Raw genomic sequence first — 19,688 nt, forward strand, 5'->3', positions numbered from 1 at the left:
GCGCCTTATCCCCTCTCCTCAGTTCCACCGTTCGTGCCATCGTTCCGTCCCGCAGTGCCTTATCCCTTCTGCTCAGTCCCCCCTTCTCCACAGACAGTGTCTTATCCCCTCCGTTCAGGGGCCGACCACCCTCTTGCCATCTGTTCGGTCTCCAACCGGAAGATGGATGTATTTCCCCAAAAAATGATTGATATAAGAACATTTGTTTGGTATGATGGAAGCACAATCCCTCTCCTGGCGGTGATCCTCTCATGATCGACGACCCGATCGCTTTCGCACAGTTCAAGGAACGCTTCGCCTCCAATCAAGCCTGCATCTCGGCTTTGTTCGATGCGCGCTGGCCCGATGGCTTCCGTTGCCCTTGCTGCGGCCAAACCCGTTACTTCCTTATTCGGACCCGCAGGCTTCCCCTGTTCGAATGCGCCTCTTGCCGCCGCCAGACGTCCCTGATCTCAGGGACCGTCATGGAAGGAAGCTCCACTTCGCTCCCCCGCTGGTTCCAAGCGATCTATCTGCTCTCGCAGCCTTCCGGCATTGCGGCGACGGAACTGCGCGACATCCTCGGGGTTACCTATAAAACAGCCTGGCTCATCGCCCACAAAATCAGGCACGCCTTGTCCTTGGAGGTGGAGAGCCGCATTCTGAGCGGCAACGTCCATATTGAGCACGCCGATTATGGCCCCGCCCTCTATCTCGATGCGCGTCAGCCTTTGCTTCTTGCGGCCTCGTTGGACGAGCAGCAGCAGCCCGAGTTCTTTCGCTTCTGGCAGCCGTCGCCGGACCATGTTGAGGAGGGCTTCTTCAGGCGGATCGCCCGAGCCGGCATCGAGGCGTTCCGGACGACTTGCACGGACGGGAGTCCCGTGACGATTATTCCGCCTGCCGCCAACCGGAGGCATCCCGCTCTTCGGGACCATCGGCGCCATGTCGAGCGTTGGCTGAACGATACGTTCTGCGGCATTCGCCCCAAGCATCTTCAGGCTTACTTGAACGAATACGGCTATCGCGCCAATCAGGCAGCGGACTTTCTTAGCCCCGGGCTGTCGCTTGGCTCCGTTCTTCGTCTGAGCGCCATCACTCCCGCCATCACTTATCCCGAGCTCACGAAGGACCGGCCGGTCCTTTTGCCCCCGTGGCACAAGTTCGAGAGCAAGAAGAAGTGGCGGGGCAAGTGGCTTCGGTTGTATACCGCCATTTAGCAGAATGACTGTTTGAGCGAGAGCGTATAGCGCCACTTTGAACTTGAACCGGCATCCCAACCCTAGTCCCCTTCATTCAGACGCACACACCCCGTAACCGATGGGAGCACTCCATGACCATAGTTTTCATAGTGTTCGTATCCATGACCTTAGGCACACAGCCTGCAACCTCTTCGCACAACCTGCAACTCCACCTGACAAGCATGTGACTTGCAACCTCAACCTACCGTCTGCAACCTGAACAGCCCGCAACCTGAACGGAGGGGATAAGGCACCCTTTGGGAAAAAGGGCAATAGCGCGCTGGGAGAGTATATCGATAATAATCCATATATATCCATATATTCGGCAACCGATTCGACGGGATGGCAATGAACAAAAAAGTCCTGCCCCCGGCCCCTGGTAACAGGGATGGAAGACAGGACTTGTTCGGAGCAGCAACCCGCCACAGTGCAGGGATGCCCTGAATTGAGTTTACCGCAAAATGAGATTATGCGCGGGCAGGCTTTTTCGCTTCAGAGGCGTTCTTCTCCGAGTGATCCTTGACTGCGAAATCCTTCGCCGGCTTTGTTTTGCGGATAAAGAATGCAAGAACGAGAGCGGATACCGTCAGCCAGAAGGCATATTGGAATGCGTGATTGATGCCGCTGACCGTCGCATGGTTCGAGACGTCGAGCATGGCTGCCTTGTCGTTCTGGTCGACTTGGCCGGCAATCATCAGTTCCGTTGCAACGGACTTGGCCTTGGTCGACATAACCGTTACTAGCCATGCGGTACCGAGAGCACCGCCGACTGTCCGGAGTGTCTGCGACATGGCGGAACCGTGCGGGTTCAAACGCTGAGGCAATTGATTCATCCCCGCCGTCTGAACCGGCATCATGAGCAGCGACATGCCGAACATGCGGATTGTGTAAATCAGAACCATGTGCGTGTACGTTGTATCGACGGTAAGCTGAGTGAATTCCCATGTCGTCGCTGCTGTGATAAGCAGGCCGACAACGGACAGCCAGCGAGCGCCAATCTTATCGAAGATTGCACCCGTTACCGGAGACATAATGCCCATCAGGATAGCGCCGGGCAGCAGGGCGAGGCCGGACTTGATCGGCGTCAAACCAAGAATGTTCTGCATGTAGATCGGAGTCAGAATCATCCCTGCGTACATCGCCATTGTGACAAGAATGTTGATGGCCGTCGTCAGCGTAAACATGTCATAGCGGAAGACACGGAACTCGAGCAGCGGAATTTTGTTGAAAAATTCCTTAAGAATAAACAGAACCAAGGCTATTGCACCTACGGCAAGGCTGACGATAACCATCGCACTATCCCAGCCATCGTTGCCCGCTTCGCTGAAGCCGAACAGCAGGCCGCCAAAGCCGAGTGTGGACAAGATGACGCCAAGCGCGTTCAGCTTCGGCATTGTAAGCTCGTTGACGTTCTTCATGTACTTAAGTCCGACCAGCAAGGCAATCAATGCAAGCGGCATGATGACGTAGAACAGAACGTGCCAGTGGTAGTGCTCGACGATCCAGCCCGACAGCGTAGGTCCGACTGCCGGCGCGAAGATCATCGCAACTCCCATCATCCCCATCGCTTTGCCGCGCTCTTCGACCTTAAAGATCGTCAGGACAACGATGGACATGAGCGGCATCATGATGCCGGCGCCAGCCGCCTGAATGATCCGTCCGGCCATCAGGAACTCGAAGTTGCCGGCGAAGGCACAAAATATTGTGCCGATCAAGAACAGCAGCATAGCCGTAATGAACAGTTGACGGGTCGAGAACCGACCGATGAAGTAGGCGCTAAGCGGAATAAGTACGCCATTGACGAGCATAAAGCCCGTCGTCAGCCATTGGGCGGTGTTGGTCGAGATCGCCAAATCTTCCATGATCTTCGGCAACGCCACGTTCAGGAGCGTCTGGTTCAGAAGCGTTACGAACGCCCCGAGAATAATGGCCACCATGATGGGGCCGCGTTTTAATGCTGCAACTGCTTGACTCATCAGTTTACCTCTCTCCGTTATTTCTCTAATAATTTCACGATTTTATTATGGATCTCGATTAATTGCCCGGCTTCGGCTTCCTCCAATTGCATGAGAGGCATCAATACTTGTTCGCGTCTCTCGTGCGCTTGCTGCAATAGCTCCTCCCCCTTGGAAGTCATCTTCAGAATCACGGATCTGCGATCCCGCTCACCGCGTTCGCGAGTGAGCATTCCCAGCTTAACAAGTCGATCCACGATGCCGCTGGTTGCACTGTTGCCGATGAACAAGCATTCCGCCAACTCGGACACGCCGATCGTCGGAGATTTGTCCACAAATTTCAGCACCATAAACTGGATCGGAGTGAGCCCAAGTTCCTCAGAGCCTTTCCAGATGGCGTGGTGCATCGCTTGATTGACAGCCCGGAACGATAAGAATAGATCCGTGATCATATTGCTATCCATTCCACCCACGTCACCTCTCGTCCAATAGTACGCGTGCGAATGTTTCGCGTATAGATCAATTTACCACTAAGATATTCACTCGTCAATCAATAATTCATGTCAAAAAAAGAATGGCGGCCGTCCTTGTTCAGGATTCCGCCATTCTCCGCGTCTTATTCCGCGTCTATTCGCGAGTGCTGCGCATGAATGCCAGCATTCGTGTGTCCAGCAGGTTACTCCGTTCGGTCGTCTCCCTCGTCTGCATCGCCTTCCGAGGCAAGCCCCGCGAACAAGGCGTGAACGAATTGTTCGGCGTCGAACTGCTGAAGGTCGTCCATCTTCTCCCCGAGTCCGACGAACTTGACCGGCAAGCTCAGCTCGCTGCGAATAGCGATGACGATGCCGCCCTTGGCCGTGCCATCCAGCTTGGTAAGCACAAGCCCGGACACGCCGCTCTTCTCCCCGAACAGCTTGGCCTGCTGCAGAGCGTTCTGACCGGTCGTCGCATCAAGCACCAGGAGCGTCTCGTGAGGCGCCTCCGGGATCTCGCGCTGAATGACACGGTAGATCTTCGACAGTTCTTCCATCAGATTCGCTTTGTTCTGCAGGCGTCCCGCGGTATCGCACAGCAGAACGTCGACACCGCGCTGCTTCGCCGCTTGTACTGCATCATACATAACGGCGGCAGGGTCGGAGCCCGCTCCTTGCTTGATCACGTCGACGCCGACGCGTTCGCCCCAAACTTGCAACTGTTCGATTGCTCCCGCTCGGAACGTGTCTCCCGCCGCCATCAGGACGGACTTGCCCTCTTGCTTAAAGCGCCACGCCAGCTTGCCGATTGTGGTCGTCTTGCCGACGCCGTTGACGCCTACAAAAAGGATTACGGTGATGCCGTTCGGGTTCATTTTAAGCGAAGCCTGCTCGCTCGAGTCGCCCTTCAGCAGCCCGACAAGCTTCTCTGTCAAGATGGGCTGCAGTTCGGCCGGATCTTCGATCTTGCGCTTCTTTACTTCCGCACGCAGATCGTCGATCAGCTCCATGACCGTGTTCACACCGACGTCGGCGCCGATCAGGATCTCCTCGAGCTCCTCGAAGAACGCCTCGTCGATTTTTTGCCTCCGAGAGAACAGATCGACTACCTGACCGACGAATGCGTCGCGCGTCTTCGCCAGGCCGTCCTTGAATTTATTCGTAATCGATTCGGTCTTCGACGCGATGCTCTCTCTTAATCGTTTAAAGAAGCTCATTCGGTATCCTCCAACGCCGGATTCGGTTCCGGGCGATTAATTGCCTTATGCCGATGCGATCATCTCTTCGCCTTCCTCCAGCTTGACGGAGACGAGCTTGGATACGCCGCCTTCCTCCATCGTGACGCCGTACAGCCGATCGGCCTCTTCCATCGTCCCTTTGCGGTGGGTAACGACGATGAATTGGGTCTGCTCGGAGAACTCGCGCATGTAATGCGCATAGCGCGCAACGTTCGCCTCGTCCAGCGCCGCTTCGACTTCGTCGAGCACGCAGAACGGAACCGGCTTCACGTTCAGAATGGCGAACAGCAGCGCGATTGCCGTAAGCGCCCGCTCTCCCCCCGACAGCAGTTGCAGGTTCTGCAGCTTCTTGCCCGGAGGCTGGGCGACGATGTCGATCCCGGTCTCGAGCGGACGGTCCGGCTCGACCAAAATAAGGTCGGCCCGTCCACCGCCGAACAAACGCGAGAATACGATAACGAAGTGCTTGCGGATCTCGTCGAACGTCGAGCGGAATCGCTTCGACATCTCCTCGTCCATCTCGCGGATGATTGCGTGAAGCTTCGACTTCGCTTCGATCAGGTCATTCTTCTGTCCGTCCAAGTATTCGAAGCGTTCGCTAACCCGCTTGAACTCCTCAATCGCTCCGAGGTTGACATCGCCGAGCAGCGTAATCTTCCGCTTCAGCTCGCGGACCTCGTTCTGCGTCGCCGGAACGTCCTCCGGCACAGGATACTTCGCCTTCGCCCATTCGAAGCCGATCTCGTATTCCTCGCTCAGCTTGCGCAACAGGTTGTCCAGCTCGACGTCCATTCGATTGGTCGAGATCTCCGCATGACGCAATTGATCTTCGACCTGCTTCAGGCGGACGCGCTGCTCCTTCGTCTCGTTCTCCTTCACTTCGAGAACGCGAAGCCGTTCCGCGCGATCGGAACGCTTGAACTCGATGCTCTCCGTGAACTCGCGCCGGGCAAGACGCAGCTCGTTCAGCTTCTCGCGCTGGGTTGCAAGCTCCAGCTCCGTCTTCTCCGACTCCTCGGCGTTGTTCCTGAGCGCTTCGGTCAGTTGGCGCTTCTCCTGCTCAAGCCGCGTCCATTCGTTCTGGAAGCGCGCCGTCTGCTCGCTCAGCGATTGCCGATCCTGCTCGAGGCGCGCGATCTTGATCTTCAGCTCGGTCAGCGACGCTTGCAGTTCTTCCTTCGCCGTCTGGCTGCGACGGCGCAGCTCCTCGGCCTCCTTGATGTTCGCCTGAAGACGAGCCTCCTCTTCCGCGAACTTCGCGAGTCGGGCGTCCGCCTCCGCCTTCGACTGCTCAAGCGCCTTAAGCTCGCCCGCGAGAATCTCGGACTCGCCGTCCAGCGCCGCCTCGAGCTCGCCGTGCTGCTTCTCTTCGTTCAGAAGCTGCTGACGCTCGGCGAACACTTGCTGCTCGTTCATCCGCGCCCGCTCGCCCAGCTCGCGCAACTGCTCAATGCTCTGGGAGACGAGGCCCGCCTCTTTCTTCAAGTCGTCGACCCGATCTCTCGCCGCCGTCTTCGCTTGCTCCGCCAGTACGATATCGCGATCAAGCTCTTCCAGTTGACGTTGTCTGCCGAGCAGGCTGGATGATTTCTTCTGCAGGCTTCCGCCCGTCATCGATCCGCCCGGATTGACGACATCGCCATCAAGCGTAACGACCCGGTAGCGGTATTGCAGCCTCGAGGCGATCCGGTTCGCTTGCTCCAGCTTCTCGGCAATAAGCACGCTGCCGAGCAGGCTGCCGACGATTCCCGCATAGCGGGCTTCCGCCTTGACCAGCTCGGAGGCAACGCCGACATAGCCCTCAGCTTCGCCGAGAACGCGGCGATCTCCTTCGCCGATCGTTCTCGCTCGGATAACGTCAAGCGGGAGGAAGGTCGCGCGTCCGGATTGCCGCTGCTTCAGGTAGGCGATCGCGGTGCGCGAGGTCGATTCGTTCTCCATGACGATGTTCTGCATCGCTCCGCCGAGCGCGGTCTCGATCGCCGTCTCCAGATGAGCCGGCACACCGATCAGTTCGGCGACGGCGCCGTGGACGCCATGCAGTTGACCGCGCTTCGACGCCTTGAGCACTTCCCGTACGCCATGCTGGAAGCCGTCGTAATCGTTCTGCAGCTCCTTGATCGTATCCCGCCGGGAGACGAGAGCTTCCCGCTTCTGCTCGGCCTTGCGCACTTCCGCCTGAGCCTCCTCGAGGCTGCGCTGGACGTCCGCCGATCGAGCTCCCTCGGACACGTAACGATCCCTCGCTTCGGCGACCGCAACCGTACATGCCTGAAGCCGTGCTTCAAGCTCGTCGCGACGGGCCGCGAGCGCATCCCGCAACTCGACCCACTTCACCCGCTCCTCGGCTGATCGGCCGACGCGCTTCTCCAGCACTTCCTTCTGCTGGACGCAATAACGAATATCGTTGCGCGCCTGCGCCATCGCGTTCATCGCGTCGAACAGCTCCGCCTTCAGCTTCTCCTCCGCATCGCTGCTGCCGTCCACGAAGCCGAGCTTCGTCTCCTCTTGCTCGTGCAGCTTCGTGAGCTCGAAGAGCTGGCTCTCGGCCTGCTCCTTGCGCGCTGCCAGTTCCTGGCCTTCCGCCGCCAGCGCGGCGAGACGTTCTTCCGCTTGCGCCAGACTCTCGGTCAACCCCTCGCGGGTGCGCACCAGATTGGTCCGTCGCTCGGCGAGGAGCTCGGCGTAGCCTTCGCTTTTCTCCGCCTCTTCGCTTGTATGGAGCAGTTCGTCCTGAAGCTTCTCGAGCGTCTCTTCCAAGCGATGCAGCGCGCCGCGGTCCTCTTCGAGCATCGCGTCATGACGGCTGACCTCGGTCGACAGAGCAAGCTCCTCTTCCTTCAGCTTCGTCAGCTTCTCGTTCGTCTCGTTCCATGAAGCGTGCACCGTCTCGATCTGGTGAACGTACAGCGCGATCTCCTTGGCCTTCAGCTCTTCCTTAAACGCCTTGAACTTCTCCGCCTTCTCCGCCTGATCGCGAAGCGGCTCGATCTGCCCTTCCAGCTCGGTGACGAGGTCGTTGATCCGCAGCAGGTTCGCTTCGGTATCCTCCAGCTTCTTCTGCGCTTCCTTCTTGCGGGACTTGTACTTGACGATGCCCGACGCTTCCTCGAAGATGCCGCGGCGATCCTCGGAGCGGTTACTCAGAATCTCTTCGATTCGCCCCTGTCCGATAATCGAATACGCTTCCTTGCCGATGCCGGTATCCATGAACAGCTCGGTAATATCCTTCAAGCGGCAAGGCTGCTTGTTGATCAAGTACTCGCTGTCCCCGCTGCGATGGACGCGGCGGGTAACCGTCACTTCCGTGAAGTCGAGCGGAAGCGTCTTGTCCTGATTGTCGAAGGTGATGGACACTTCTCCGAAGTTAACCGCCTTGCGGGCGTCGCTTCCCGCGAAGATGACGTCCTGCATGTTGCCGCCGCGCAAGCTCTTCGCGCTCTGCTCGCCGAGCACCCAGCGAATCCCGTCGGAAATATTGCTCTTGCCGCTTCCGTTCGGACCGACGACCGCCGTAATGCCTCTTCCGAATTCGAGGGCGGTCCGATCGGCGAACGACTTGAAGCCGGCGAGTTCGATTCCTTTGAGATACATCGGTTAACCGTCCCCTCTTCCGTCCTTAAGACGGTTCATGCGATCCATTCTCCCTGGCGCCGCCTTCGCCTTCCTGCAGATGCGCAAGCGCTCTCGAAGCCGCCCTCTGCTCCGCTTCCTTCTTCGAACGGCCGACGCCTTCACCGAGCCGCCGTTCTCCCACCTGCACGATCACAACGAACTCGCGGTCATGCGCAGGTCCTCTCTCCTCGATCGTTCGATACTCCAGAGGCCCGAGGCTCCATTGCTGAACCTTCTCCTGCAGCTCGGTCTTATGGTCCTTAAGCGGAAGCCGGCTCGTCTTCGGCAGATGGGCGAACAGATGCTCATCCAGGAAGCCGCGGACCACATCCAGTCCTTGATCGAGATACAGAGCTCCAACGAACGCCTCGAACGCGTCCGCGAGCAGCGAAGGCCTCGTCCGGCCCCCGGTTTGCTCCTCCCCTTTGCCCAGCAGCACGACTTGACCGAAATCGAGCGCCTCGGCAAAACGGACAAGCGAAGGCTCGCACACGATGCTGGCTCTCAGGCGGGTCAATTCGCCTTCCGGCCGATCGGGGTACATGCGGTAGAGCGTCTCGGATACCGTCAATTGAAGAACCGCATCTCCGAGAAATTCAAGCCGTTCATTATGCTGGGCCCTGGCGCCCCGCTGTTCGTTCACATAAGACGTATGGGTAAAAGCCTGCCTGAGCAGCGATACATCGCGAAAACGCAAGTTGATCCGATCCTGCAGACGCCTCATCGGCTCGCTTACCGAATTCATCGAAGTCGCACCTCCCGCGCGGTTCTTGGATTGTTGTTCACAAAAAAAGACGCAGGAGGCTCGCGCCGCCTGCGCCACACGTGCGCGCCCAACCTTAGGCTTCGTACTTGCGCATAATTACGGTAGCGTTATGGCCGCCGAAGCCGAACGAGTTCGACAAGGCTACCTTCGCATCCGTGCTTCTAGGCTTGTTCGGCACGTAGTCCAGATCGCACTCGGGGTCCTGCTCGTCGAGATTGATCGTCGGAGGGATAATTCCGTTCTGAAGAGTCAGGCCGAGAATAACGGCTTCGACGCCTCCCGCCGCGCCCAGCATATGGCCGGTCATCGACTTCGTCGAGCTGACCGCCAGCTTGTAAGCGTGCTCGCCGAACGTCATCTTGATGGCCGTCGTCTCCGACTTGTCGCCAACCGGTGTCGACGTCCCGTGAGCGTTGATGTAACCGATCTCGGAAGGGTCGATGCCCGCGTCCTTGATGGCTCTCGCCATGCAGCGAGACGCTCCGTCCGGGTCCGGCTCGGTCATGTGGTGAGCATCGCCGCTCATGCCGTAGCCGATGATCTCGGCGTAGATCCTTGCTCCGCGAGCGACCGCGTGCTCCAGCGATTCCAGAATCAGAACCCCGGCGCCCTCGCCCATAACGAAGCCGTCGCGGCCAACATCGAACGGGCGGCTCGCCTTCTCCGGCTCGTCGTTGCGTGTGCTCATCGCGCGCATGTTGCTGAAGCCGGCCATCGCGATCGGACGGATCGTCGCTTCCGCGCCGCCGCAGATCATCACGTCGGCATCGCCGCGCTGGATCATCTTATACGAATCGCCGATCGAGTGCGTACCCGTCGCGCAGGCCGTTACCGTCGTCGTGTTCGGACCCTTGGCCCCGGTCGCGATCGACACTTGTCCGCTCGCCATATTCGCGATCATCATCGGGATGAAGAACGGGCTGACGCGGCGCGGTCCCTTCTCCATCAGAATCGTATGCTGATCTTCCCAGGTGCCAAGGCCGCCGATGCCGGAGCCGACGCTGACGCCGATGCGATCCGCTTCGACGTTCTCGCCGATCTGGATGCCCGAATCGTCGATCGCCTTGAGGCTCGCTGCGAGTCCGAACTGGACGAATCGGTCCATCCGGCGGGCTTCCTTCTTGTCGATGCCGTATTCCTCGGGATTAAAGTTCTTGATCTCCGCCGCAATCTTCGTCGGGTAGTCGCTCGTATCGAACGCCTCGACGAGACTGACGCCGGACTTGCCTTCAAGCAGGTTGTTCCAGAACGTATGCAAGTCGCTACCGATGGCGGTTACGACGCCCATTCCGGTAACTACGACGCGTTGTTTCAAAAGGTGTTCACCTCATTTGGCAGACATCGAGAGAGAAACCGGCATGCGCCGGCTTCTCCTTATCGCTTTGAATGTGGCTAAGAATGTGGAGAAGTCCCGTCGCACGAACGGGACCCGGTAGATCAATTAGGCATGAGATTGTATGTAATTTACGACTTCTCCCACCGTTGTGATCTTCTCTGCATCCTCATCGGAGATCTCCAAGTCGAATTCGTCTTCGAGCTCCATGACGAGTTCAACGACGTCGAGAGAGTCAGCGCCCAAGTCATCCTTGAAGTTCGCTTCATTGGTTACTTCCGCCTCTTCAACTCCCAGGCGTTCGACCACGATGCGTTTCACGCGATCATATACATCGGACATCCGGTTCACCTCCCTTAACGTATTATACGTGAATCATTTACAAAAAGCCATAGTCTTAAAACAAGCCCGCTTGCGAGCGGATACCGGTTACATATACATGCCGCCGTCGACGTGAATCGTCTGGCCGGTCATGTAGGAAGCTGCGTCCGAAGCCAGGTAGACGACAGCGCTTGCGATATCCTCGGGCTTGCCCATGCGGCCGAGCGGAACCTGCGAGAGAATGCCGGCGCGGACCTCCTGCGGCAGCTTGTCCGTCATGTCCGTCTCGATGTAGCCGGGAGCGACCGCGTTGACGGTAATGCCCCGGGACGCCAGCTCGCGCGACGCCGACTTGGTCAGACCGATGACGCCCGCCTTCGCGGCGACGTAGTTGGCCTGGCCCGCGTTGCCGAGAACGCCGACGACGGAGGAGATGTTGATGATGCGTCCGGAACGCTGCTTCATCATCGAGCGGGTGACGGCCTTGATGCCGTTGAACACGCCCTTCAGGTTCGTCTCGATGACGTCGTCGAATTCCTCTTCCTTCATTCGCATGATTAGATTGTCACGGGTAATGCCCGCATTATTCACGAGAATGTCCAGCTTGCCGAAGGCCTCGATCGTCTTGGCGACGATCGCTTCGAATTCCTCGGCCTTGCCGACGTTGCCCTGCAGAACGATCGCCTTGCGGCCGAACGCTTCAACCGCCGCGGCTGTCTCTGCCGCCGCCGCTTCGCTGCCCGCGTAATTGACGGCGACGTCCGCTCCCGCTTCCGCCAAGGCAATCGCGATCGCCCGGCCGATGCCTCTCGACGCTCCCGTTACGAGCGCCGTCTTGCCCGTCAGATCAACCTGTGCCATGAACGCCACTCCTCCTGGATCTTTTTCCCACCCATGTATCGGTCCGTCCGGCCTTACGCCAGAGCCGCCTCCGCAATCGACGCGGCGCTGTTCACCGAGATGATCTTAACCGTCTTGTCGATCTTCTTGATGAGCCCGGCGAGCACCGTTCCGGAGCCGATCTCGACGAACGTGTCCACGCCCTGGCCAATCAGGAAGCGCACGGAGTCCTCCCAGAGAACGGGCGAGACGACCTGCTCGACAAGAAGGCGGTTCAGCTCCGCACCTTCCGTGACCGGCTTGGCGTTCACGTTGACGACAACCGGAACGTTCGCGTCGCGGAAGGCGACCTTCTTCAGCTCTTCCGCCAACTGGTCGGCGGCCGGACGCATGAGCGAGGAGTGGAACGGCCCGCTGACCTCAAGCGGAATGACCCGCTTGGCGCCGGCTTCCTTGCCTCTCTCGACAACGGCGGCGACGCCTTCCGCGGAGCCCGACACGACGATCTGGCCCGGGCAATTCACATTGGCGAGCTCGACCGGTCCCACGCCGGCCGTGATGTCCTTGCAGAGCGCCTCGAGCGCGTCGCGTTCGGCGCCCAGCGTCGCGGCCATCGCGCCCTTGCCGCCCGGAACCGCCTGCTCCATGAACAGGCCGCGCGAACGAACGAGACGCACCGCGTCCTCGAAGTCGAGAACGTCCGCCGCCACGAGCGCGCTGTACTCGCCGAGGCTGTGTCCGGCCACATAGTCCGGCGCGATGCCGCGGGAGCGGAACGCCTCGAGCAAGGCGATGCTCGTCGTCAGCAGTGCAGGCTGCGTGTACGCCGTCATCTTAAGCTGCTCGTCCGGCCCCTCGAAGGCAAGCTGCGACAAGGAGAAGCCGAGCGCCGCGTCGGCGCGATCGAAGATCCGCTTGGACGCCTCGAACTCGGCGCAGGCATCCTTGCCCATGCCGACCGCCTGGGCTCCTTGCCCGGGGAAGACGAATGCGATTTTACCCATGCCGATCCCTCCTGATACGGGAATTCTAATTCAACCTAGTTACCAGACGATCGTCGAGGCGCCCCAGGTCAGACCGCCGCCGAAGCCGACGAGAACAACCTTGTCGCCTTCCTTCACGCGCCCTTCCTCGACCGCTTCCGCCAGCGCCACCGGAATCGAAGCTGCCGACATGTTGCCGTAGCGATCCACGTTGATGACGCACTTCTCCTCCGGCACCTCCAGCCGTTCCAGAGCGGACTGGATGATGCGGATATTCGCCTGGTGCGGAATCAGAAGGTCGATGTCTTGCTTCGTGAAGCCCGCCATATCGAGCGCCTCTTCCGCCGCGCTGCCCATCACCCGGACGGCGAACTTGAACACGTCCCGGCCGTTCATATAGAGGAAGTGGTGCTTGTCCGCCACCGTCTGTTCCGTGGACGGCAAACGTGAGCCGCCGCCGCGGATGCAGAGCAGATTGCCTCCGGCTCCGTCCGCTCCCAGCTTAAACGATTGGAAGCCGCGTCCTTCCGCTACCGGGCCGAGCACAACCGCGCCCGCCCCGTCTCCGAACAGCACGCAGGTGTTGCGGTCCGTGTAGTCGGTAATCCGGGACAGCGTATCCGCCCCGACGACGAGAATGTGCTTGTACGTTCCCATCGCGATAAATCCGGAGGCGTTCGCCAGCCCGTAGATGAAGCCGGAGCAAGCCGCCGACAGGTCGAACGCCGCCGCCTTCTTCGCGCCGAGCCGCTCCTGCACAAGGCAGGCCGTCGACGGGAAAAACATGTCGGGCGTAATCGTCGCCACGATGATCAGATCGAGCTGATCGGCCGTGATGCCGGCGGCTTCGAGCGCTTTGACGGAGGCCGCGTAGGCCAGATCGGATGTCGCCTCGTGCGGAGCGGCGATGCGCCGCTCGCGGATGCCGGTTCGCGACACGATCCATTCGTCGTTCGTATCCACCATCGCTTCGAGGTCTTGATTGGTCAAGCGGCGCTCAGGACTGTACTTGCCTGTCCCGAGAATACCGACGGGAATTCCATTCATTCGCATTCTCTCACTTTCCGCCAAGATCGTCGGCCAGCGCGGCGATAAGCCCGTTGCCGACGGCCGTTCTGGCTTGCCTGATCGCGTGCACCGTCGCCTCCGCGTTGGAGGAGCCGTGACTCTTCACAACAAGTCCGCCCACTCCGAGCAGAGGTGCTCCGTTATAGCGCTTGTAGTCCATCATTTTCCCAACGCGTCGGAAGTTCGGCCTTAGGATGGCAGCAGCCAGCTTCGACTTCCAGCTTGACATCAATTCCGTCTTCAGCACGCTGAACACCGTCTCCGCCGCCCCTTCGACCCCCTTCAGCAGAATATTGCCCGAGAAGCCGTCGCAGACAAGCACGTCGCAATTCCGGTACAGCAGATCGCGCGCTTCGACGTTGCCGATGAAGTTGACCGGCGCTTCGCTGAGCAGCTCGAACGCCGCCTTCGACAGCTCGTTGCCCTTCGCCGCTTCGGTGCCCACATTCAGCAGCCCCACGCGCGGCTTGTCGATTCCGTGCACCTTCTGGCGATAACGACTGCCCATGATTGCATACTGGACCAGATGCTCCGGCTTCGCGTCCATGTTCGCGCCCAGATCGAGCGCGACGACGCCGACGCCGTCCACGGTCGGCAGAATGGCCGTCAGACCCGGACGATCGATCCCGCTCATCCGCCCGACCACGAGCAGCCCCGTCGTCATCAGCGCGCCGGTGTTGCCGGCAGAGATCATCGCGTCCGCTTCGCCTTCCTTCACCAGACGTCCGGCGACGACCATCGATGAATTCGCCTTGCGACGAACCGCCCGAACCGGCTCGTCGTCCGCTTCGATCTTCTCCAGCGCTTCCACGACAGTGATATTGGATGGCGGATTGTCTCCCAGATGCGCCTTGATGGCGTCCGGCTTGCCGACCAGAAGAAGCGTCGTGTCCGGCCACTCCTTCGCCGCCGCAAGCGCTCCTTCTACCGGAGCTTGCGGAGCGTGGTCGCCGCCCATTGCGTCGATGGCGATTCTCACAGGATGTCTCCCCCTTCCGCTCCGGACTCCCCTGCGAGCGCCGTCTGAGAGCGGTAAATCACGAAGTTGCCGTGGAATACCTTCTCCTCTCCGACATAGGTGATCACTTCCACCTTGGACATGCCCCGCTGCGAGCTGCCGGAACGGACGTAAGCCTTGGCGATGCACTTCTCGCCGAGCCTTACGGGCCTCGCGAAGCGAATGTCTGCGGAGGCGGTCAGGGCCACCTCGTCATTGATAACGGCGACGGCAAGGGAATTCGCTTGAGCAAATACGTAATGCCCCCGGGCGATGCCGCTGCGGGAGAAGACGTGCTCCCCTCGGATCTCGAACAGCGAGATTCCGCTCTTGTCGAGCTGGAGATCGACGATCTCCCCGATGATCTCGTCAAGCGGAAGCGAACGAACCGAATCGTACGACCGCTCCGCCATCATCTTCAGTCTCTCCCGCAGCTCCGGAATCGACAACTCCAGGCGATCCAGCCGAATGGTCTGGATACTAACCTTGAGCAGTCGAGTCAGCTCGCGGTCGGTGAGGAACGGATTCTCCTCGATTAGCTTGGTAAGCTGCTGGTGCCTTTCTCGTTTGGAGAGCCGCTCCACGACCGTCACACCGCCTTTGTAGGTTCCTATTGATACCTGGTGCCAATCGAAAGTAAAGAAAAACGCGCCGGGACGTTAGCCACGCCGGGACGCGTTATCTTCATTATTGCTTGATGATTTCACGAGCCTTGTACGTACCGCACACCTTGCATACGCGGTGCGACAGCTTCAATTCGCCGCATTGATCGCACTTAACCATGCCTGGAACGACCAGTTTGAAATGCGTCCGACGCTTGTTCTTGCGGGATTTCGATGTTTTACCAAAAGGGACTGCCATGTTCCCACCTCCTTATCCAATCGAAAGCTGCCGAATCGGCGTTCTCATCGCGCTAGAAGTTGCTTCAAACCGAACCCGTCGTCGCTTCGAACCGAATCAGTTGTTCGAACCGAACCAATCCTTGAGAGCGTCGAACCTGAGGTCGGTCTTCTCGCGGTCGCAGCCGCATTCCTTCGCGTTCCGGTTCTGTCCGCATTCGGGGCACAACCCCTTGCAATCGTCCTTGCAGATCGGAGCGAGCGGCATGCTGAGCATCAGTTCTTCCTCGATATAAGGAAGCAGCTCAAGCGGTTCGTCCTTGATCGACAGGATGTCTTCGTCCTCCGAGTCTTCCTCGTCCAGGCGGTCCTTGTCCAAGCGTTCCTTCGAGACAACCTTGAAGATCGCATGGAACGGCACGCGCCAAGCCTCCTCGATCGGGTCGAGGCAACGGGAGCATTGGAATTGAAGCTTGCAATCGAGCGTTCCCGATACGTCAATCAGTCCGCCGGAGTAAGCGGCGGTCAGTTCCGCGGTCAAGGGACCGAGCGGTTTGACGTCGCGCACATCGCGGTACGCCTCCGTTACGTCGACGGATTCCTTTAACGTTATCTGCGCCCTGCGGCTGACCAGATCTTGAACGTTAAGCAGCATGTTCATCACTCCAAACAAACAAAAATTATTATATCTGTCATGACGCGCTTTTGTCAACAATTCGCGCCGACATCGTCGGTTCTTCTCCCTCGTGCTATAGTGATAGTATTCAACCATTCTTTACCTGGAAGGAGACGGATCATCCGTTATGCGCACGGTCGGAATCGTCGTCGAATACAATCCGCTGCACAACGGTCACCTCTATCATATACAACAATCGCGGAAAATAACGGGAGCGGACGCGGTCGTCGCGGTCATGAGCGGGCACTTCCTGCAGCGCGGCGAGCCCGCCATCGCGGACAAGTGGGCTCGCTCGGAGATGGCGCTGCGCGCCGGCTGCGATCTCGTCCTCGAGCTCCCCGCCGCTTACAGCTCCCAGCCTGCGGAATGGTTCGCCTTCGGCTCCGTCGCCGTCCTGGAGGCGACAGGCGCCGTGGACGCCCTCTGCTTCGGCAGCGAGAGCGGCGACGTCGCGACGCTGGACCGTATCGCTGCGCTGCTGGCGGACGAGCCCGAGGACGTCGGCCGCGAGCTCGGGCGGCTGCTGAAGCTGGGCCTGCCGTATCCGTCGGCCTACGCCGAAGCGGTCCGTCTGCACCTGCGCCGCACCGGGCGCGAGCTTGACGCCGAATTCCGGCTTGACCAGCCGAACCACACGCTCGGTCTTCATTACTTGCTCGCCCTGCGGCGGCTCGGCAGCTCCATCGTCCCCTACTCCATCAAGCGGGAGAAGTCCGATTACTCCCAGACTTCGATCTCGGACACCTCCATCGCGAGCGCAACGGCGCTGCGCGCGCTGCTCACCCGTTCGGGCGACCTGTCCGAGCTCTCCCCGTTCGTCCCAGCTTCCACGCTGGACATCCTGCGCCGCGAAGCCGAGGCCGGGCGCTTCCCGGTCACGTGGGAGAGCTTCTCCCGGCCGCTGTTCCACCTGCTCGCCCAGATGGACGAGACCCGACTCGCATCGTTCGCGGAAGCGGCCGAAGGGCTGGAATTCCGCCTGCGGCGCTGCCTCGCGGAGCTCGACGAGGATAGCGTCGAGGAATTGCTCGGGAGGCTCAAGACGAAGCGGTATACCCGGACGAAGCTGCAGCGGCTGCTTCTGCGCATCCTCCTCGGCCATACGAAGGAGGAGCTCTCCGCGGCGGCGCTCGCCTCCGGCGTCCGCTACATCCGCGTGCTCGGCTTCACCGAACGCGGCCGCGGGCTGCTGCGGCGCATGAAGAAGACGGCTTCCGTTCCCGTCGTCCACTCCGCCGCCGGCGATGAATGGCCGTTCCTGCGGATGGACGCCCGCGCCGGCGCGATGTACGCCCTCGCCTTCCGGGACGACCGGCTGCGGCAAGGCAGGCGCGAATACACGAGCCCTCCCGTTCGAATCTAGCAGGTTCCGCTCCGGAACGCCCCGCTCGCCGAAGGCCCGGCTTCGGCGAGCGGGGCGGACAAGATGGTCTAAGTGTCGGAGCGGCCGCGTACAATTGGTAGGGACCGCCGCCTGTCCTTCCGGACGGATCGGCGGTCCCTGCCCGATTCCGACCGGAAGGAAGAGCGCTCATGACCGATAGGCACGAGAATTCGAAGCACGACAATTCGAAGCACGAAAGCCCCGATCGTCCCCGTCCGCGCCGCTTGTCCGCCTTGTCCTCGCTGCTTGCGGGAGCCGGCGTCGTCCTGCTGGTCGCCGGCATCGTCCAATCGCCCGGCGAGGCGTTCCGCGCCTCCCTGGCCGGCCTCCAGATCTGGTGGCAGACCGTCTTCCCCGGCCTGCTCCCCCCGCTGATGCTCGCCGAGCTGCTTGCGGCCACCGGCCTGCTGCACGTCCTGGCCGCACTCGGCGAGCCGATCACGCGACGCCTGTTCCGCCTCCCCGGCGCCGCCGGATGGGCCATCGCCTTCGGCTGGTCCGCCGGCATGCCCGCCGGAGCGCGCGAGGCGCAGCGGCTTCGCGAACGGGGCCTCGTCCGCGAAGCCGACATGGACACGCTGCTGCTCGTCTCGCATCTGCCGAACCCGTTCGTGCTCGTGCTTGTCATCGGCAGCGGCTTCCTTCATTCGCCCGCCTTCGGCTGGGCGTTGGCGCTCGGCCTCTGGCTGTCCGCCCTGCTCGCCGGCTTCCTCTGGGCGCGAATCGCGAAGCCGCGCGGTCCCGCCACGCCGCCTCCGCTCGCGCAGACGGAGCCGAAGGCGCTGCTTCGCCGCCTCGCCCGCATCGTTCGCGAGGCGCGGCAGGAGGACGGCCGCCCGTTCGGCAAGCAGATCGCCGACACCGTCAGCCATGCCGTCTCCGCCCTGCTCGCAATCGGCGGCCTCATGATGATGAGCTCCGTCCTCCTGCGCATGGTTCAGCTCGCCTGGCCGGGAGCCGACGTCTGGCTCGCCGTCCCCGGCTTGTACGAGCTGCATCTCGGCGCGTTCGAGACCGGCCGCTCCGCCCTGTTCTCGCAATCGCCCGTCCAAGCCGTCACCCTGCTCGCGGCCGTGCTCGCCTGGACCGGCTGGAGCGGCTTGCTTCAGGCCCGCGCCGTCGTTCGCTCCGAGGACGGCCGCTTCCCCTGGCCGCGCTTTATCGCCGGCCGCCTGCTTCACGCCGCGCTGGCGCTTCTCTGTACGTACCCGCTCGCCTTGGCGGCCAACGGCGGCTGGCTGTCGCGCCTGGCTCCGTCCTGGGCGCTTCCGCCTTCATGGGGCCGGCCGCTCGACGCCTTCACGACCGGCTCCAGCTTCCCGCTGCCGGACGGCTGGGCGAGCATGTCCGAGACGGCGTTCGCCTCTCTCGCCTCCGTCGTCGTCTTCCTGCTGCTTGCGCTGCTCGCCGCCATTCTTCGTCCCGGCCGGCCGCGCCGCCGCCCCGGTCCCCCGTCCGGGAACGTATCCGCCCCGCCGGCCGGCTCCCCGCCGTCGGAGTAAAAGGGAGATTCGGCTCCGGGCGAGGGCCCCTTCCTCTTTGCTGCAGAGGGTGCCTTATCCCTGCGGTTCAGGGGCGTACCTCTCCCCTCCCAAAGGGTGCCTTATCCCCCTCGCTCAGTTCCGCACCTTCAAACTAACCACTGAACGGAAGGGATAAGGCACCCTTTTGCGAAAACCGTATTTGCTCGCCCGGGAGATCCCACAAAGTAACCATTAATTACATTTATTAACATTTCATTCTTCTTGCACTCTCTCCCAGCCGCCGCAGCACCGCTATTCGCTCCGCTCCTGTGCCTCTTTGGCTCCCCTTGGTCCGCGGACTTTTGCGATTTTATATGAATTTTCACATTCCTGGACAGTGAAAAGTTCTACCCCTTAAGAAGCCAGCGAATCGGCGTCATTCCTGGGCTCGTCCTGCTTTGATCGAATTATTTCGGTTATCGATAATGACGGGTATTGGGCAAACAGGCGAAAAATC

General features: G+C 60.5%; 17 protein-coding genes. 3 read left to right on the forward strand and 14 right to left on the reverse strand.

The features are described from left to right. The first annotated feature begins 251 nt into the window (after window positions 1-251). Window positions 252-1,199 (forward strand): transposase, encoded by a 948-nt coding sequence (locus E6C55_RS09435; protein ID WP_136369531.1) that lies wholly within the window; start codon window positions 252-254, stop codon window positions 1,197-1,199. 488 nt (window positions 1,200-1,687) lie between these two features. On the opposite strand, the gene E6C55_RS09440 is transcribed toward E6C55_RS09435, so the two are convergent. The 14 genes from E6C55_RS09440 to E6C55_RS09505 form a co-directional block, all read right to left on the reverse strand. After that, complete coding sequence (locus E6C55_RS09440) at window positions 1,688-3,196, reverse strand: DHA2 family efflux MFS transporter permease subunit (RefSeq protein WP_168735550.1); 1,509 nt, start codon at window positions 3,194-3,196, stop codon at window positions 1,688-1,690. A 17-nt stretch (window positions 3,197-3,213) separates the two neighbouring features. Next, on the reverse strand, window positions 3,214-3,639 hold the full coding sequence (locus E6C55_RS09445; protein WP_136369532.1) for a MarR family winged helix-turn-helix transcriptional regulator: 426 nt from the start codon (window positions 3,637-3,639) through the stop codon (window positions 3,214-3,216). A 212-nt stretch (window positions 3,640-3,851) separates the two neighbouring features. Next, on the reverse strand, window positions 3,852-4,865 hold the full coding sequence (gene ftsY, locus E6C55_RS09450) for a signal recognition particle-docking protein FtsY (protein WP_136369533.1): 1,014 nt from the start codon (window positions 4,863-4,865) through the stop codon (window positions 3,852-3,854). A gap of 45 nt (window positions 4,866-4,910) precedes the next feature. After that, window positions 4,911-8,480: a chromosome segregation protein SMC gene (gene smc / locus E6C55_RS09455; RefSeq protein ID WP_136369534.1), complete on the reverse strand. Its 3,570-nt coding sequence runs from the start codon at window positions 8,478-8,480 to the stop codon at window positions 4,911-4,913. 25 nt (window positions 8,481-8,505) lie between these two features. Beyond that, complete coding sequence (rnc, locus tag E6C55_RS09460; RefSeq protein ID WP_136369535.1) at window positions 8,506-9,246, reverse strand: ribonuclease III; 741 nt, start codon at window positions 9,244-9,246, stop codon at window positions 8,506-8,508. Window positions 9,247-9,340: 94 nt separating this feature from the next. Then, window positions 9,341-10,582: a beta-ketoacyl-ACP synthase II gene (gene fabF / locus E6C55_RS09465; RefSeq protein ID WP_136369536.1), complete on the reverse strand. Its 1,242-nt coding sequence runs from the start codon at window positions 10,580-10,582 to the stop codon at window positions 9,341-9,343. Between the two features lie 126 nt (window positions 10,583-10,708). Further along, the gene (gene acpP / locus E6C55_RS09470; protein WP_090117455.1) at window positions 10,709-10,942 is read right to left on the reverse strand and encodes an acyl carrier protein; all 234 of its coding nucleotides are present in this window, start codon (window positions 10,940-10,942) and stop codon (window positions 10,709-10,711) included. Between the two features lie 87 nt (window positions 10,943-11,029). Next, complete coding sequence (gene fabG, locus E6C55_RS09475) at window positions 11,030-11,782, reverse strand: 3-oxoacyl-[acyl-carrier-protein] reductase (RefSeq protein WP_136369537.1); 753 nt, start codon at window positions 11,780-11,782, stop codon at window positions 11,030-11,032. Window positions 11,783-11,835: 53 nt separating this feature from the next. Further along, the gene (gene fabD / locus E6C55_RS09480; RefSeq protein ID WP_136369538.1) at window positions 11,836-12,765 is read right to left on the reverse strand and encodes an ACP S-malonyltransferase; all 930 of its coding nucleotides are present in this window, start codon (window positions 12,763-12,765) and stop codon (window positions 11,836-11,838) included. A 39-nt stretch (window positions 12,766-12,804) separates the two neighbouring features. Beyond that, window positions 12,805-13,791: a beta-ketoacyl-ACP synthase III gene (locus E6C55_RS09485; RefSeq protein WP_136369539.1), complete on the reverse strand. Its 987-nt coding sequence runs from the start codon at window positions 13,789-13,791 to the stop codon at window positions 12,805-12,807. A 10-nt stretch (window positions 13,792-13,801) separates the two neighbouring features. Next, on the reverse strand, window positions 13,802-14,791 hold the full coding sequence (gene plsX, locus E6C55_RS09490) for a phosphate acyltransferase PlsX (protein WP_136369540.1): 990 nt from the start codon (window positions 14,789-14,791) through the stop codon (window positions 13,802-13,804). Beyond that, complete coding sequence (gene fapR / locus E6C55_RS09495; RefSeq protein ID WP_136369541.1) at window positions 14,788-15,393, reverse strand: transcription factor FapR; 606 nt, start codon at window positions 15,391-15,393, stop codon at window positions 14,788-14,790. Before fapR ends, plsX begins: the two co-directional genes overlap by 4 nt. A gap of 103 nt (window positions 15,394-15,496) precedes the next feature. Continuing rightward, window positions 15,497-15,670 (reverse strand): 50S ribosomal protein L32, encoded by a 174-nt coding sequence (gene rpmF / locus E6C55_RS09500; RefSeq protein ID WP_136369542.1) that lies wholly within the window; start codon window positions 15,668-15,670, stop codon window positions 15,497-15,499. Window positions 15,671-15,766: 96 nt separating this feature from the next. Continuing rightward, window positions 15,767-16,303, reverse strand: coding sequence for a YceD family protein (locus E6C55_RS09505; protein ID WP_168735551.1), 537 nt, complete (start codon window positions 16,301-16,303; stop codon window positions 15,767-15,769). A gap of 148 nt (window positions 16,304-16,451) precedes the next feature. Between E6C55_RS09505 and E6C55_RS09510 the strand changes: the two genes are divergently transcribed. Then, window positions 16,452-17,687: a nucleotidyltransferase gene (locus tag E6C55_RS09510; protein ID WP_136369544.1), complete on the forward strand. Its 1,236-nt coding sequence runs from the start codon at window positions 16,452-16,454 to the stop codon at window positions 17,685-17,687. 170 nt (window positions 17,688-17,857) lie between these two features. Next, on the forward strand, window positions 17,858-19,210 hold the full coding sequence (locus tag E6C55_RS09515) for a hypothetical protein (RefSeq protein ID WP_136369545.1): 1,353 nt from the start codon (window positions 17,858-17,860) through the stop codon (window positions 19,208-19,210). The last annotated feature ends 478 nt before the right edge of the window (window positions 19,211-19,688 follow it).

It is taken from the genome of Cohnella fermenti (assembly GCF_004801405.1).
GTDB classification, from domain to species: Bacteria; Bacillota; Bacilli; order Paenibacillales; family Paenibacillaceae; genus Cohnella; species Cohnella fermenti.

Excerpts from the sequence above, each read along its gene's own strand:
- rpmF (WP_136369542.1), bottom strand. The coding sequence starts at position 15,670 with ATGGCAGTCCCTTTTGGTAAAACATCGAAATCCCGCAAGAACAAGCGT.
- ftsY (WP_136369533.1), bottom strand. The coding sequence starts at position 4,865 with ATGAGCTTCTTTAAACGATTAAGAGAGAGCATCGCGTCGAAGACCGAA.
- E6C55_RS09515 (WP_136369545.1), top strand. The coding sequence starts at position 17,858 with ATGACCGATAGGCACGAGAATTCGAAGCACGACAATTCGAAGCACGAA.
- fabG (WP_136369537.1), bottom strand. The coding sequence starts at position 11,782 with ATGGCACAGGTTGATCTGACGGGCAAGACGGCGCTCGTAACGGGAGCG.
- smc (WP_136369534.1), bottom strand. The coding sequence starts at position 8,480 with ATGTATCTCAAAGGAATCGAACTCGCCGGCTTCAAGTCGTTCGCCGAT.
- fabD (WP_136369538.1), bottom strand. The coding sequence starts at position 12,765 with ATGGGTAAAATCGCATTCGTCTTCCCCGGGCAAGGAGCCCAGGCGGTC.
- E6C55_RS09505 (WP_168735551.1), bottom strand. The coding sequence starts at position 16,303 with ATGCTGCTTAACGTTCAAGATCTGGTCAGCCGCAGGGCGCAGATAACG.
- E6C55_RS09435 (WP_136369531.1), top strand. The coding sequence starts at position 252 with ATGATCGACGACCCGATCGCTTTCGCACAGTTCAAGGAACGCTTCGCC.
- E6C55_RS09510 (WP_136369544.1), top strand. The coding sequence starts at position 16,452 with ATGCGCACGGTCGGAATCGTCGTCGAATACAATCCGCTGCACAACGGT.
- E6C55_RS09440 (WP_168735550.1), bottom strand. The coding sequence starts at position 3,196 with ATGAGTCAAGCAGTTGCAGCATTAAAACGCGGCCCCATCATGGTGGCC.
- acpP (WP_090117455.1), bottom strand. The coding sequence starts at position 10,942 with ATGTCCGATGTATATGATCGCGTGAAACGCATCGTGGTCGAACGCCTG.
- E6C55_RS09445 (WP_136369532.1), bottom strand. The coding sequence starts at position 3,639 with ATGGATAGCAATATGATCACGGATCTATTCTTATCGTTCCGGGCTGTC.
- rnc (WP_136369535.1), bottom strand. The coding sequence starts at position 9,246 with ATGAATTCGGTAAGCGAGCCGATGAGGCGTCTGCAGGATCGGATCAAC.
- E6C55_RS09485 (WP_136369539.1), bottom strand. The coding sequence starts at position 13,791 with ATGAATGGAATTCCCGTCGGTATTCTCGGGACAGGCAAGTACAGTCCT.